The 13,186-nt window shown below is 69.7% G+C and carries 13 protein-coding genes and 2 pseudogenes; 8 read left to right on the forward strand and 7 right to left on the reverse strand.

Features of this window, described 5'->3' with window-relative positions:
* Positions 1-133: 133 nt before the first annotated feature.
* Together AB0M16_RS34790 and AB0M16_RS34795 are read left to right on the forward strand one after the other, a co-directional pair.
* Positions 134-396, forward strand: a pseudogene (locus AB0M16_RS34790) (ATP-binding protein); the annotation flags it as partial.
* A gap of 274 nt (positions 397-670) precedes the next feature.
* Positions 671-769: pseudogene (locus AB0M16_RS34795) on the forward strand (DUF6233 domain-containing protein); the annotation flags it as partial.
* A gap of 146 nt (positions 770-915) precedes the next feature.
* Here the strand turns inward: AB0M16_RS34795 and AB0M16_RS34800 are convergent.
* A complete protein-coding gene (locus AB0M16_RS34800; protein ID WP_365350261.1) occupies positions 916-1,608 on the reverse strand; it encodes a MarR family transcriptional regulator in 693 nt (230 codons plus the stop codon).
* Between the two features lie 527 nt (positions 1,609-2,135).
* Between AB0M16_RS34800 and AB0M16_RS34805 the strand changes: the two genes are divergently transcribed.
* Complete coding sequence (locus tag AB0M16_RS34805; RefSeq protein ID WP_365350263.1) at positions 2,136-2,339, forward strand: hypothetical protein; 204 nt, start codon at positions 2,136-2,138, stop codon at positions 2,337-2,339.
* The gene (locus AB0M16_RS34810) at positions 2,336-2,830 is read left to right on the forward strand and encodes a hypothetical protein (RefSeq protein ID WP_365350265.1); all 495 of its coding nucleotides are present in this window, start codon (positions 2,336-2,338) and stop codon (positions 2,828-2,830) included. Before AB0M16_RS34805 ends, AB0M16_RS34810 begins: the two co-directional genes overlap by 4 nt.
* A gap of 69 nt (positions 2,831-2,899) precedes the next feature.
* On the opposite strand, the gene AB0M16_RS34815 is transcribed toward AB0M16_RS34810, so the two are convergent.
* On the reverse strand, positions 2,900-4,051 hold the full coding sequence (locus AB0M16_RS34815) for a HEAT repeat domain-containing protein (protein ID WP_365350267.1): 1,152 nt from the start codon (positions 4,049-4,051) through the stop codon (positions 2,900-2,902).
* 553 nt (positions 4,052-4,604) lie between these two features.
* On the opposite strand from AB0M16_RS34815, the gene AB0M16_RS34820 reads away from it, so the two are divergent.
* The gene (locus tag AB0M16_RS34820) at positions 4,605-5,054 is read left to right on the forward strand and encodes a DUF6233 domain-containing protein (RefSeq protein ID WP_365350290.1); all 450 of its coding nucleotides are present in this window, start codon (positions 4,605-4,607) and stop codon (positions 5,052-5,054) included.
* Positions 5,055-5,224: 170 nt separating this feature from the next.
* Here AB0M16_RS34820 and AB0M16_RS34825 read toward each other — a convergent pair whose 3' ends face one another.
* The 3 genes from AB0M16_RS34825 to AB0M16_RS34835 form a co-directional block, all read right to left on the reverse strand.
* Entirely contained in the window at positions 5,225-5,944 is a 720-nt protein-coding gene (locus AB0M16_RS34825; RefSeq protein WP_365350269.1) for an SGNH/GDSL hydrolase family protein, read from the reverse strand.
* A complete protein-coding gene (locus AB0M16_RS34830; RefSeq protein ID WP_365350271.1) occupies positions 5,941-6,423 on the reverse strand; it encodes a cupin domain-containing protein in 483 nt (160 codons plus the stop codon). The genes AB0M16_RS34825 and AB0M16_RS34830 overlap by 4 nt, the downstream gene beginning before the upstream one ends.
* Before the next feature lie 68 nt (positions 6,424-6,491).
* A complete protein-coding gene (locus tag AB0M16_RS34835) occupies positions 6,492-7,328 on the reverse strand; it encodes a helix-turn-helix domain-containing protein (protein ID WP_365350273.1) in 837 nt (278 codons plus the stop codon).
* Positions 7,329-7,758: 430 nt separating this feature from the next.
* Between AB0M16_RS34835 and AB0M16_RS34840 the strand changes: the two genes are divergently transcribed.
* Positions 7,759-8,016, forward strand: coding sequence for a hypothetical protein (locus AB0M16_RS34840; protein WP_365350275.1), 258 nt, complete (start codon positions 7,759-7,761; stop codon positions 8,014-8,016).
* A 232-nt stretch (positions 8,017-8,248) separates the two neighbouring features.
* Here AB0M16_RS34840 and AB0M16_RS34845 read toward each other — a convergent pair whose 3' ends face one another.
* Positions 8,249-9,469 (reverse strand): hypothetical protein, encoded by a 1,221-nt coding sequence (locus AB0M16_RS34845; RefSeq protein ID WP_365350277.1) that lies wholly within the window; start codon positions 9,467-9,469, stop codon positions 8,249-8,251.
* Between the two features lie 298 nt (positions 9,470-9,767).
* Between AB0M16_RS34845 and AB0M16_RS34850 the strand changes: the two genes are divergently transcribed.
* Positions 9,768-10,430 (forward strand): DUF4304 domain-containing protein, encoded by a 663-nt coding sequence (locus tag AB0M16_RS34850; RefSeq protein ID WP_365350278.1) that lies wholly within the window; start codon positions 9,768-9,770, stop codon positions 10,428-10,430.
* Between the two features lie 15 nt (positions 10,431-10,445).
* On the opposite strand, the gene AB0M16_RS34855 is transcribed toward AB0M16_RS34850, so the two are convergent.
* Positions 10,446-12,044 (reverse strand): ISL3 family transposase, encoded by a 1,599-nt coding sequence (locus tag AB0M16_RS34855; protein WP_365350280.1) that lies wholly within the window; start codon positions 12,042-12,044, stop codon positions 10,446-10,448.
* Positions 12,045-12,273: 229 nt separating this feature from the next.
* Between AB0M16_RS34855 and AB0M16_RS34860 the strand changes: the two genes are divergently transcribed.
* Complete coding sequence (locus AB0M16_RS34860; RefSeq protein WP_365350282.1) at positions 12,274-12,462, forward strand: hypothetical protein; 189 nt, start codon at positions 12,274-12,276, stop codon at positions 12,460-12,462.
* Positions 12,463-13,186 lie beyond the last annotated feature (724 nt).

Raw genomic sequence — 13,186 nt, forward strand, 5'->3', positions numbered from 1 at the left:
ATCCCGCGAGGAGATCCGGTTGCAGGCCGGCAAGGGAGTCGTGGACGGTTCGTGCGCAGACCCACGAGCCCGGTGCCGTGGCCGAGGCCGACTTCGGGGACGTCGCGGTCGGGCTGGCCGGCGAGCTGGTGGCCTGCCCTGCATCGACGAGGGGGGCGACATGGAGCTCGGCCGCCGCGGGGCCGAACTCCTCTTCCGCGTCCTGACCGGACGCGAGGAGAAGAGCAGCGTCGCCCTCGCCTCCAACCGGGTCCTTCTCCGGCCGGCCCAAGACGTTCACCGATTCCCCGCCTCTGCGCGGCCATCGTCGACCGCCGCCGCACCGTCGGCGGCAACATCCCGGCCCCCGCCGAGGCCCCGCCCGGCGCTGCGGGCATGCTCGTGGGGGCGGCGTGAGCCCGCCCCGACCTCCCGCCCCGACCTCCCGCCCGATCTCCCGCGCCCTCGCACCATCGAGACCTGTCCGACGGTCGCGCCGGCCCATGTCCAGGCGGCTGTCGTGGCGGCCGAGGAACCCGAGGCCGAGCTGCGCGCGCGCCGGCCTCGGCGCGAGGCGCCGGCCTGGGCGCGAGGCGCCGGCCTGGGTGCTCTCCTACCTCCGCGAGGTCGGCCGCCGTGCCCGACAGCGTGCACGCGGGAGACTGCCGCATGACCGGCCCGCAGCACCGGAGCGGTCACGGCCGCTGAGGCACGCCGCCTGCTCGCCGACTGCCACGTGAGTGCGTGCGCGGTCTGCCGGGCCGATTCCGAACTCGGCGCCCTCGAGTGACGGCCGGTTCCTCGAGCAGCGGACCGGCCCGCACCGTCCACGAGTGCGGGCCGGTCGTCCACCCGGTTCGGGCCCGTGCGGTCCGGGGGAGGCCGCGGGCCCGGGAAGCGGCCCAGGCCGCTGACCGGGCCCGTGTGCCCGCGAACTCACCCCGCACGCACGCCCTCGGAGTCAGATGGCGGGGGCTTCGCCGATCGGTCCGAAGGGGCCGGTGCGGAAGATGCCGGATGGGCGGGGTCCTTCCCTGGGCGGGGCTCATTTCTTGATCGTCCAGGTCCGGCGTGGGCCGCCCCTGGGCTTGCCGACCAGGTCGCCGTCGTCGGTCCGGTGTTCCTCGGCCGCGGCTTCCAGGCAGGTGTCCAGAGCCGCGCAGGGTCGCCTCGTGCGCGATCGAAGCCGCCGTCGGGCCCGACAGGATCGAGATCGCGGACATGGCGAGCCGTGTGCGGGTCACGCGGTGCGGGGGCGCGCACCAGAGCGTGGGCGGGTCCGCGTGCCTCGCGTCGGCGGGCCGAGGGGACGGGGGAGCGCATCGTCACTCCGGGCAGGCACCGGTGGGGTCGATGGCCTGGCTGACACCGGCTGCCGATGGCGCGCAGGGTGCGTTGCTGGGCCTGGGCGAGCGGGTCGAAGACGAGGCGGCGGACCTCCTCGACGTGGCCCGGGGCGGTGGCGACGACCTTCTCCCAGCCTGTCTCGGTGAGGACGGCCAGGGTGTAGCGGCCGTTGTCCGGATCGGGGGTGCGGCGCACCCAGCCCTGCTTCTCGAGCCGCTTGACCACGTGGGACAGGCGGGAGAGCGAGCCGTTGGTGAGGACCGCCAGCTCGCTCATTCGCATGGTGCGTTCGTCGGCCTCGGACAGGGTGGCGAGGACCTGGTATTCGAGTATGCGAAGTGACTGATCTGGGCGTCGCGCTGCAGCTGCGCGTCCAGTGCGTTCGACAGGTTGATCACCATGGCGGCCAGGGAGAGCCAGGGCTGCCGCAGCCCAGCGGGGTTCACGTGCGTCGATCAGCCGTACTCGGCGCGACGACGGCACCGTCCCGCTGGCCTCTCCACGACCCCGGCGAACGCGTCTGGAATCCGCCCATGCCCTTGCTCTCCCAGTGGAGTGCTGCCGGCCAGGACCGCTCGGTGTCCGCAGGCACCATCCCCAAGGCGCTCTCTGAGACCCCCGCCGCGTCAGGGCTGAGTCACCGCCGGCGGCCACGCTTGCCCGCTGCGGTACCGCTGCCTGGGGTGCGAGCACTTCCCCACCGACGTCTCCCACCCCCCCGACCTTCAAGCCCACCTCGCCGACCCGCTGCGCAGCCGGGAACGGCTGATGCCCGCGTTCGAGGCCGACGAATGGGCACGTACCCAGGCATGCCCTCGCAGGAGGAGATCAGCCGGGTCCGCCGGCCCATCGACCGCGTCAGCTCCGACCTCGACCAGCTCACCGCCGAGGACCGCGCGCAGATCGAACAGGCCGTCACCCTCATGCGCCGCTCGCGCACCGTCCACCTCGGCATGCCCCGCGTCGGCCAGCCCCTGCCCGACGTCCGACCCCCAAGGATCCACACGTCGTGACCACAGCCATGAACGACGGCCGCCAGACCGATACCGAACGCCGCCGTACCCGCGTGACGAGCGCGATCACCACCGCACGGCGCGACGCAAGCCCACTGACCGCCTCAGCCATCGCCCGCGCCGCCCGTGTCGACCGCACCTTCCTCTACCGCCATCGCGACCTCCTCGACGCGCTCCACACCGCGGCGCACGAACCGGCCACGCCGTCCGGGACTCGGTCAACCGTCACCTCGGTATCGCTTCAAACCGATCTCGCCCACGCAGGTGCTCGCAGCACCCGCTTGACCGCCCGCGTCCAGCAGCTCGAAGAACCCCTGTCGAAGACGCTCGGCGAAGAGATCTGGCGGGCCTCCGGCCTCGGGCCACCCGCCGACGTCGCCGAGCTGAACAGTCGAATCACCAGGCTCGAACAGAGCAACGTTGAACCGACGCGCGCGCTTGAGGAGCGTCAAGCCGAACGTGAAGCGCCCGAGCAGCCAACCGCGACCTGACCCGCGCCCCCAACCAGAAGCCCTGACGCATCTCCACACGGTGAACGTCAGTCGAGACGAGCGTCGAGCTCAGGTCGATGCGGTGCGCGCGCGAATGCGGTGCGCGGTCCGCAATCCCTGCTTGGCGGCGGTTGCCACGAGGCCACCGAGGGTGGTTCTGGCGAGGTCGTGGGCGGCGAGGCGTTCCAGTGCTGGCAGGGCCCGCTCGTCGGCGGTGGAACCGAGAGCGCGGCAGGCCAGTGCTCGGAGGTCCGGGTCGGGATCCGTGGTGAGGGCGATCAAATTGTCCACCACCGGCGGGCCGAAGGCGGCGATCGCTGAGGCGAGATGACTGGCCTTCGGGTTCCGGCATTCCATCATGGCCTGCCAGAGCGCAACGAGTGCCCGGTCGCTACCGATTTGGCCGAGCGCCAGGGCGGCCCTGCTGCGCACCCAGCTGGTCTCATCGTTCAGCCGGGCCGCCAGCGCGGGCACGGCGGCGTGATCCTCAAAGAGGCCCAGCGCCTCGCAGGCACCCTCGCGGACCATCGGATCGGGATGCTCCAGCAGGGCGATGATCAGCGGAACGGCCCGGCGGAAGCCGAGTTCGGCACAGGCGAGCGCCGACCACCGCACCCCGCGATGCCCGGTGTCGGCGAGCGCACGCAGTAGGCCCGGTTCGACGCTCGCGTCGCCGAACAGAGCGATCCGGCCGAGTGCCTTGGTCCAGACGGTGACATCCTGCGTCCGGTGGTCGGAGGCCACCTCGGACAGGGCCGCCCGTGCCTGCGCATGGCCGAGCTCGGCCCACTCCAGCAGGGCGTCGATCGCCCGCAGCCGGATCGTTCGGTTCCCGCTCAACTCGGCGGCGTGGACGGTGACGAGGGATGTCGGCCCATCCGGCGGGTGGCCGAGTGCGTCGCCGAGCGAGCCGGCGAGTGATGGTTCGAGCTCGCCCAGCTGCAGGGCCACTGGGCCGATTCGGGTGCCGACATCCGCGTCGTAGTGGCCGTCGCCCCGCAGGTTCGCGGCCAGCTTGGCGACCGTCCGGAACAGCAACGTTGCGCGGTCCGACGGGGAATCAGCGAGGGCGTCGAGTCGGCCGGACATCGCCGCAGTGACCGCGGTCGGCGGGCGACCGGTGGCCTCCAGGACCGCCTCCGCCCAGGCGAGTGGCTCGCCCTGACGCTCGTAGAGCTGGCGACCCCACAGGCGGAGGACAGCGGCACGGTAGTCGGACATCCCAGGATCGTTCCAGCAAGGAATACCGACAGCCAACGGCTTTTCCGAACCCAAGAACTCCCAACGAAATGAGCCGGGCTGTCCTCTGGACGAGTGACGCGTCGGTCGAGTGTGGCCAAGCGTGATCCCCAGCCCTGACTGGTGGACGACGAGCTGTGGACTCGGATCGCGCCGTTGCCGCCCATACGGCAGCGCCGATCCGGCCGAGCTCAAGGGCAGGAAACAATCGAGCTACTTGGGAGAGGCCCACCTATATTCGTTCATCTGCCTCGCGCCACACCGCCTCCCCCAGAGAACCCGCTCTGCAAGGCCGGCCAGGACAAAGCGCGCCCTGCCCTGCAGGCCAAGCAGCCGACCACCGCCGCTGCCGCGCCCGGAGCTGCGGACGTACTCGCGGGGGCGGCGTGAGCCCGTGCCCGACCTCCCGCGCCTGCGCACCAACGAGACGTATCCGACGGTTGCCCTGGCCCACGTCCAGGCCGCCATCGCCGCGGCCGAGGAACGCGACGCCGAGCTGGGCGCGCGCCGGCCTCGACGGGAGCCGCCGGCCTGGGTGCCATCCTTCATACGTGAGGGCGGACGTCCGGTGCCGGACAGCGTGCATGCGGGGGATTGTCGGATGACCAGCCGCAACACCAGGCCCGTCACCGCCACCGAGGCACGCCGCCTGCTCGCCGACGGCCACGCGGACGCGTGCATGGTGTGCCGGGCCGACTCCGAACTCGGAAATCCTCGACTAACGGCCGCCCTCAAAGCAGCGGACCGGCCCGCACCGTCCACGATGCGGGCCGGTCCTTCACCCGATTCGGGCCCGTGCGGTCTCGGGGAGACCGCAGGCCCGGGGAGCGACCCCAACCCCTCGACGCCCATGTGCCCCCGATCATGGCCCCCATGCACGCCCTCCGGGGCAGGCTCCGAGCGCCCCGCCTGCCTCGGGTGTGAGACTGGCGGACTCTCGCAATCAACTGTCGCCAGTTCCCCGTGGAACCCAACCTGCCGGTGACCGTGTGTGATCCCCCAAGGGCGCGGGTCCAGGCCCCGCCGATCTCACTGAGCCGACGGGTGGCGGTTTCGTCGTGGTAGCCGAGAGCGTTCGAGATGGTCCCGTCCTCGTCACCTGCCCCGTAGGGGTGGGAACCGAATACGCAGGAGATAGGCCACCGCCGGAACCGGCTACGCCCTCCTAACCGGGAGCCAGGCGTCGATGACCTCGGCGACAAGGGCGGCGCCGCGGCTGTTCTGATGGATGTGGTCGGTCGTGAGCACGAGACCGCGGCGCTCCGAGATCGTGTCGAGGCTGCGGTGCAGCAAGGCGTGCCGGACGAGGACGCCGACGCTCGCTGCGGGCGTCGGGTCCTGGTAGGGGATCGGCGGCGGATCCGCCCGGAACAGTTCCTCGGTCTGGCGTTCGTGGAGCGGGAGGTAGGCCGCCTTGGTAGTGGTGGCGACCTCGGCGATCATGCGGCTGTACGCCCGTGATGCCCGCGCCGCGGCTCCGTCGAGTTGTTGGCCGAGGACCGGGAGAGACAGTAGAGCGATCGTCGCGTCAGTCTGCACTCGCAGCCGCTCGACGACGGCTCCCAGGCACTGCTGGAACCAGTCGGCCGACGGGCGCTCGGGAAGCTGTTTGCGCTTCATGGCCCGCTCGACGGGATAGCCGGCGAGGCTCGCTCGGGCGTCGTTGGTCCCGATCAGCACGGTGATCACGTCGGGTGAGTCCGCGACGACGGCATCGACGCGTTGTGAGAGGTTGTGGGCGAAGTCGCCGTTGACGCCGAAGCGGGCGAGCCGTACGTCGCCGGGAGGTCGGCGTCGTTCAAGAAGCTCCAGGTAGTCGACGCTGAGTTGCGCGCGGGTGAGGCTGTCGCCGAGGCAAGCGACACGGGTCGTCACGGGTTTCGCGGGCCGGACGTGCCGGCGCGCTCGGTCGGAAGCGCTTCGGCCCGGGGACGCTGGTCGGTGCCGAGGCCAGCGGTGATCGTCAGGATGGACGCCGGCCCCGCCATGTCGACCGCGTGCCATGCCCCGGCCGGGTTGACGGCGGCCTCGCCCGGCCCGAGCACAACCCGGTCGGGCACTCCCTCCACATCGCGGGTGACCGTCACCGACCCGCTGAGGCAGACGACCAGTTCGTCGCCGGCGGGGTGACGCTCCCAATGATCGCCGAGGCCATCGCCGTCGAAGATCGTCACCATCCGGCCCTCGGCGCCGTCCGCCGCGACCGCGGCGCTGTAGGCATGGAGCACCTCCGGGTCCCAGGCGAAGCCCTCGACGGGCTTCGCTCTCGACCCCAGCCCGAGGTGCACAGGGGTGGTCCGCAGGTCGATGGCGTTGGGTTCGTGATTCACAAGTCTCATGCCGACGATCGTCACAGGACAGCAATAGGGCGGTCTTGAAGGAAAGGGAACGGAAGCCGACGCGATGGGCGGCCGGACGGCGACTACCCAGTCCCGAGCAGGACTTCGCCGCGACGCCATGCTGTCGGCGAACGGCCCGTGAACTCGCTCCAGTCCCGGACGAGATGGGCCTGGTCGGCGTAACCGGAGACGACCGCCACCTCGGCCCACGAAAGCGGGTCGTGCCTGGTGGCCAGTTCGTGCGCGTGCTCAAAGCGCAACACCCGGGCGAAGGTCTTCGGCGACAGGCCCACCTCACCGCGAAACCGCTCGGTGAGGTACCGACGACTCCAGCCCAGTTCTGCGGCGACCTCCCCAACCTGGACGCGGCCCCGCGCGGCCAAGAGGCGGCGCCAGGCCTCGGCCACCTCGGGGCGCACCCGGGACACGGGGTCATCGCCTGCGCCGCGACCGACGGCTCGCAGGAGCAACTCGTCCAGCACCGCGAACCGCGCGGCCCATGCCGTCGCCGCGCGGAGCCGGTCGACCAGCTCGACGCCGAGCGCTCCGAGAAGCTCATCGAGTGGGACCAGTCGGTGGGCGAGCTCAGCGGCGGGCAGGCCGTAGACGGCCCGGGCCCCGAGCGGTGTCAGCGACACCTGCACGCCTTCCTGGCGCCCGTCGTGGTGGATCGCGACAGACCGGCGCATCAAACCGCCGGCCACGCTGCCGAATCGGGTGACCGGCGACCCGTCATCGACGCCCGCCGCCACCTCCAAAGGACCGGACAGACTGATCACCGCAGTCAGCACACGGCCCGGCGGACCGCAGTGCACCCCCGCCGGGAACCCACGAAGATCGAAACCGGCATACGAGCCGACGTACCGCCGCAAGGCAGGCACCGGACGTGCATAGACCCTGGTGGCCGTATGGTCTTCCACCCCCGCAGTGTACGAACCGGCGGTCGGAACATCGGCACAGCGGATATCGGCGAGAAAGATCCTAGTCTGGCGTCCGGGTTCACAGCTCAGGAGATCCGGCACGCGCTGCTGTCCAAGGCCCTGCCGCAGCCGATCCGTACGTCTGTCGACGCAGTCGTCGCGAGCCGCCTGCGTGAGTTGATGGCGGTCGGCCCGGCATCCTGCCGATTCCGGCTCAGCCTTCCGGCACCTACGACCTGGTGCACCGCGAGCACCAGGCCCACGAGCAGACACCGGAACCCGCCTCATGGGCCGAGCAGCAATCCAGGCTCGCAGCAGAGGTCACCGGCGCAGGGCGGCACCGCCCGTGCGCCGGAGACGACAGCCTGTGCCCCCGACTGGCTGCCCCCGGCGAAGAGTTCTGCCCGGCTGCCTCGGCGGGGACCGCCCGGTGTCCGCCGACGGCTGCGGCCGGGGCGTCGTCGCCTCCGGCCTGTCCTGCATCGCCTGGGCCCAGTCGGACGGCCGCGAGACGGGCGCATGCCCCGGGTATGACGGGCCGTGCGGCCGAGCCGTGCAGACCTCCGGCCTGTGCGGGCGCTGCCTGATCACCGCGGAGAAGCACAAGGCTGCTGCTGACGCCGAGTGGGAAGCCGCTCGGGAGGCAGCCATCACGGCGGCGAGGGAAGCCGAGACCACGCCGATCTAAGCTCCCGTACGGCGATCTGACGGCGTGCCACTTCATCCGAGGTACCCAGCCGGGCGTTCGCCTGATCGGGCCGCAGATCGCCGTACAGCGCATCCAGATCGCGGCATTGGCTTTGTTCACGAGTCTCGGCAGCATTTGTTCAGCGGATCGGAAGGCGCCCGGATCAGGCGGGGGCCGTTGTTCACGAGAACGGGAGGCGCCCCGATGGTCGGGCTCGCTCGTTCGAACAGGGTCAGTACAGCTGGCCGGTAGCGGCGCCCAGCCGTGCTCGGGCCGCGACTCTCACCTCGGTCGTCTCCATCGGATCATCGCGTAGTACGGCAATCCGTTCGAGGACGTCCGGGCTCGCGGGTGCGGAAGTGATCCCCAGCAGCCGCATCGTTTCCTCACAGTCCCAGAGGGTCTCGGCGTACACGGCTTCCAAGCCGTCTCCGTCGATGGCGGCGAGTGCCCCCAGGTACGCGGCCCGCTCATACGAGTGCGGGGTGTGCAGCAAGAAGCGCCGCAGGTAGGGCACCGCTCCGGCGGCGTCAGGCCCAAACCGGGCCAGGCGCCGGGCCGTCCGGTCGGGACCGCACCAGGCCCGCGCTGTCCACTGTTCGGCGAGTTCGGTCACCAGGCCCGGCAACACCTCGGGGCCGGCATGGTCGGCCAGGACGTCCGCACCCAGCTGAGCCAGCCAGGGGTGGTCCTCCTGTGCCCAGCCGTGCGCCGCCGGTACGGCGATGGTGCCCAGGCATTCAACGGCCCGCCTGAGCAGGGGCAAGGGTCGGCGGCCGTCCGACGTCCCCAGCGAGGGAACCAGCGGGATCAGCCCCTCAACGGGCTCTCGGCCGCTCAGGGCACGCAGTGCGTCGACCTTCGTGGCGCCTTCCGCGCGAGTGTCGGCGAGCAGAGCGAGGAGTTCTGCGGTGCTGAGCCCGGCCAGTGACGGCCTCGGTACGCACGGACGGCTCTGGGTCTCGATGCCGAACCGCGTCCACGGCTCGGAGAACCACGGAAGCTCCGCTTCTGCACCGATCCGGGCCTGGGCCACGTCGCCGAGGTCTTCCCACCACTCCGGGGGCCAGGCGGCTGACAGCGACTCCAGCACAAGGACCCAGTGCTCGCCTTCGCGGACATACGCCCGAAGCCCTTCCCTGGCGTCGGCCGATCCGGCGAGAGCCAGCAGATTCAGCACCTCGCAGGCCCGCAAGCAGGCCTCCTCGTCCTCCGCCAGCTGGTCAACGATCGGCATCGGGGACAGGCCCAGATCACGGACCAGCCGCGCCAGGTACACAGACCGTTCGTCGGTCTGGTCCCACAGCCAGTCACGGCGAATCCCGTCATACACGAACACGGCAGATCGCCGCGGGCCCCGGATCGCTTGCACCGCGCCCAGGCCACGCCCCCGTTTCAGCAAACCCTCGACGGAGTCGGGCAGGGCGTATGACATCTCGTACTCATCGCTCATCACCCGGCACCCTGCCCGACCGGGCACCGATCTGCCAGACGATATCGACCGGGCACAACCGGACCGGCCCTCCTGATCGAACACGACCGGCCCACGACGAAGGCAGGTTCTGTCGAAACTCGGGTTCTGGCTCGCTTTCCGTGAATGTGGAAGGCGGGTGCTCACGAGGCGGAGTGGTGCTGGGGCGCGATGAGGCGAGCACATTTCTCATGCGAAGATCACTTCTGTCCCGCTGGCGGAACTGCGGCGGGAAACGGCAGGTCCTGTGCTGAGGTAGGGGGAACTCTTGGTGGCTCCGTTGGACTCGCTGGTCAAGCAGCATGTGGCTCCGGTGATGAAGGCAGCGGGGTTCAGGAGGTCCGGTCGGACTTTCCGGCTCATTGCTGCCAATGGCGATCAAGCCATTCTTGGGTTCAGCCGGCACTACGTGGACCCCAACGCCTGTGTCTTTGAGGTCGGATACGACATCGTTCCGGCCCCGTACTGGGAGTGGATCAACCGGCACGCGGCCAGTGACGACAGACGTGGCCCTGTCGCCTTCAGCATGGCCGCGATGGTGTCCGGCAGAGCTGTTCCGCCACCTCACGCAGCACACGCTCCCAGCAGCGACGACCCGTACTTCCGTGCGCACTGGGCTCTGCGTGAGGACAACAGTCTTACCTGCGGTGAGGCACTCGCGGCGGTTCTGCGCGACGAGGCGGTTCCGCAGATGGCCCACCTTCTCGACCGTTCCCGTCTTCTGGAGGAGTGCCGGCACTCTGCCTTGCCCGTTATGCGGCTCGTGCCGCTCGCGAGGGTGGAGATTCTCCTTCGGCTTGATGCCGCACCGAGCAGGGAGATCGAGTCTCTGCTGGCGGATGTGGTCCCCGTAGACCCCTATGACACGTTCATCGACTGGGTGCGTCAACGGGTGGCGGCCCGAGACGACGCGGCCGGCCAGAGCGATGACGCGATCTTGTAAGGCCTCGACTTCATGTCACGCGAGCAGGACTCGCTTCCGCAGGAGTTGGAATCCGGCCCGGCCGAACATCTGCCGTTTGAGCATCTTGATCCGGTTGACATGCCCCTCCACGACGCCTGAGTTCCAGGACAGGGTGAGACCGGCGATGACAGCGTCGCGGTCGCGGTCGATACCGGCGGCGAGGGTGTGGAGGCCGGGCAGGTTGTCGTTGCGGACGGCGTCGAGCCACTCGGGCAGCCGCGGGCCTCGCCGCTCGGTGAGGATCTCGGCGAAGGACCGGACATGTCCGGCGAGTGCATCCAGCTCGGGGCAGCGGACCAGGACGGCCTTGAGGCGGAGCCGTTCCGCCTCGGTGAGGGAGTCGGGGTGGCGGAGGATCCAGCTGGCGACCGTGCGAGGGGAAGGCGGCGGTGCAGTGACCGGATCTGCCGAGAGACGCTTGGCCCGGAAGTAGGCGCGAACCCGCTGGTAACTGCCCTTGTAGCCGAGCGGCACGATCTCCTCCCATGCCTTCCAGGCGTTAGTACAGCCTTGGCTCCAACGATCGTCCAGGTACGGCTTGTACTCATCGAGTACGGAAGGGCGCCCCTGCCATTGGCCGTGGAAGAGATCCTCGGGCGCGGTGGCATCGGCAAGAAGCTTGACGGTGCGGTACGTCATGCCGAGTTGGCGTTGGATCGAGCGGCGGCTATGGCCGACGGCGAGCAGCGCGTGGACGGCCGCATGGTTGGCCCGGGTCCGGTCGGCGAACCGGTGGCCGGTGGGCCACGGTGAGCCAGAGCTGTCCGTGGGGGCATCGGGCCCCTCAACCGGGTGGGGTGGCTCGGGCGCCGTGCCCCGTAGGCATGCTCGGTGATCGGCGACGCATCGTTCAGCGGCCTCGCCGAGGTTGTGCCAAAGATGCCACCGGTCAGCAACCTGGACCGCCTGAGGCGCCCCGGCTGTGGCACCTTCCGCGAAGAACGGAGCTCGGTCCCGGCAGACGACCTCGATTCCGGGGCGCTTCGCCAGCCACTTGGCCAGGGTGGAAGCCTCCCGGTCGGGCAACAGATCAACCGGCCGTCGGGTCTCGACATCGACCAGGACCGTCCCGTAGACGCGGCCCTTGCGCATAGCGTATTCATCGACGCCGACCACCCGCGGGGCCGGCGTCTCGGGGTCAGGCAACGCGTCGAGCAATCGCAACACCGCGCTGCGGCTGACGGACACTCCGAAGACCCGTGCCGTCCGGGCGCCGGCCCGGCCGGCGAGGGCGAGACCGACCGCGGCAAGCGTCGAACGCAACCGCTCGGTCCACCTGCTGTGCCGTCGGGTCAGCCCTGACATCTGCTCGACGAACGTCCGCCGTCCGCATGAATTGTCTGGACAGAAGAACCTGCGGACCCGAAGGCAGAGGACCACCCGCCGTCCCGCACTGGGTACGTCGGCGGGAAACCGCAGGTAGGAGCTGTGTATTCGACTCGACCGGCTCCCACAGTCAGGACACGCTGCCCCAGCCGCCGTACTTCGGGCCCCGATGTTTATCGCCTCGTCGTTCACGTCCACCGACAGCACCGCCACGTCCGCGATGGACGGGAACAACAGCTCCTCCAGCCTGAGCGACGTCTCTTCCACGACGCCGCACTGTCGACCACACCAAGATCGGCACTGGTCATTTTCAGGCAGATTCCCGAAGGCCGATCCGAGCGTCAGTCGTCACTCAGCGTGCGCGCTTCACGGAAAGCGTGCCAGAACCGAAACTCGTGAACAATCCGTCTCCGCATCGGTGGCTTCATGCCTCCCGAACCAGTGACGAAGTGCTGTCCGTTCTCATGGACAGAGCCACGGCATGCTCGTTCGAGGCATGAAGATCACAAATCGAACCCTCATCAGCGCGATCGTTGCTGCTGCGGCAACGATCGCCGTTCCGGTGACGTCGTACGCCGCAGACGAAGGCCCTGGCGGAGAAGAGAGCAAGGCCGGACTTGTCCTCGTGGATGGGGTCGGGAAAAGCCTTGGCGTGGCGCTGCTCGGAGCAATTTGGGAGGATTAAAAGCTTCCTTCGCTTTTCCCGCCCTCTCTGCATCGTGCGGAGAGGGCGGGGTTTTGTGTGTATGCGGTTTCGTCATTTGCGTTTTGTGTATGGGACTGTGTTGTGGTGTCAGGGGTGTGTGATGGTCGTGGTTCTGAGGTTTTGTCATGTGGGTTTGCGGGTTGTGTATTTGGCGGGGTCCCGCACGTTGTTTCCGGGCCCGGGGGAATCGACCCTCTCTTGTTGCTGCGTCTTTTTGGTGTAGACCACTCGCCCGCAGGGCGAGACCGCCCGGGGTGACGGGGCGTCACGACTTGACGGGGCGCCAGATGGGCTGGACGCAGCCCCGGTTTGACTGCATACTGTAGTTGTCAGGGAGCGCGAGAACGCGACCGGAGCAGGCGGCCCCGCAGGGGACGACAGCGAATCCACTCCGGTACTCAGCGGCCGATATCCCTCTGAACAGCAAAAATACCGCCCGCAGGGCGGTGCAGCACAACCGCCGGCCTCACCCCCCGGGCCCGCACCCCCGGTCCAAGCGGACCGCCCCGAAGTCACCGAAGGTGACTGCCCGCCGGGTCACTCCCCCCGGCGCCGCGCAGCGGGGCGGCAGCGTTGGGAGTGACGCGGCGGGCAGTCACCTTCGGTGACTTCGGGGCGGTCCGCTTGGACCGGGGGCCCACGACGGCCTCGGCAAGTACTACCGCCAGACCATCGAGGAGTCCGCCGAGACCCCGGTCGACGA

Source organism: Streptomyces sp. NPDC051921 (assembly GCF_040680975.1).
Taxonomy (GTDB): Bacteria; Actinomycetota; Actinomycetes; order Streptomycetales; family Streptomycetaceae; genus Streptomyces.

Coding starts and splice junctions, on each gene's coding strand:
- AB0M16_RS34815 (WP_365350267.1), bottom strand. CDS start 4,051: ATGTCCGACTACCGTGCCGCTGTCCTCCGCCTGTGGGGTCGCCAGCTC.
- AB0M16_RS34845 (WP_365350277.1), bottom strand. CDS start 9,469: ATGAGCGATGAGTACGAGATGTCATACGCCCTGCCCGACTCCGTCGAG.
- AB0M16_RS34860 (WP_365350282.1), top strand. CDS start 12,274: ATGAAGATCACAAATCGAACCCTCATCAGCGCGATCGTTGCTGCTGCG.
- AB0M16_RS34805 (WP_365350263.1), top strand. CDS start 2,136: ATGCCCTCGCAGGAGGAGATCAGCCGGGTCCGCCGGCCCATCGACCGC.
- AB0M16_RS34800 (WP_365350261.1), bottom strand. CDS start 1,608: ATGCGAATGAGCGAGCTGGCGGTCCTCACCAACGGCTCGCTCTCCCGC.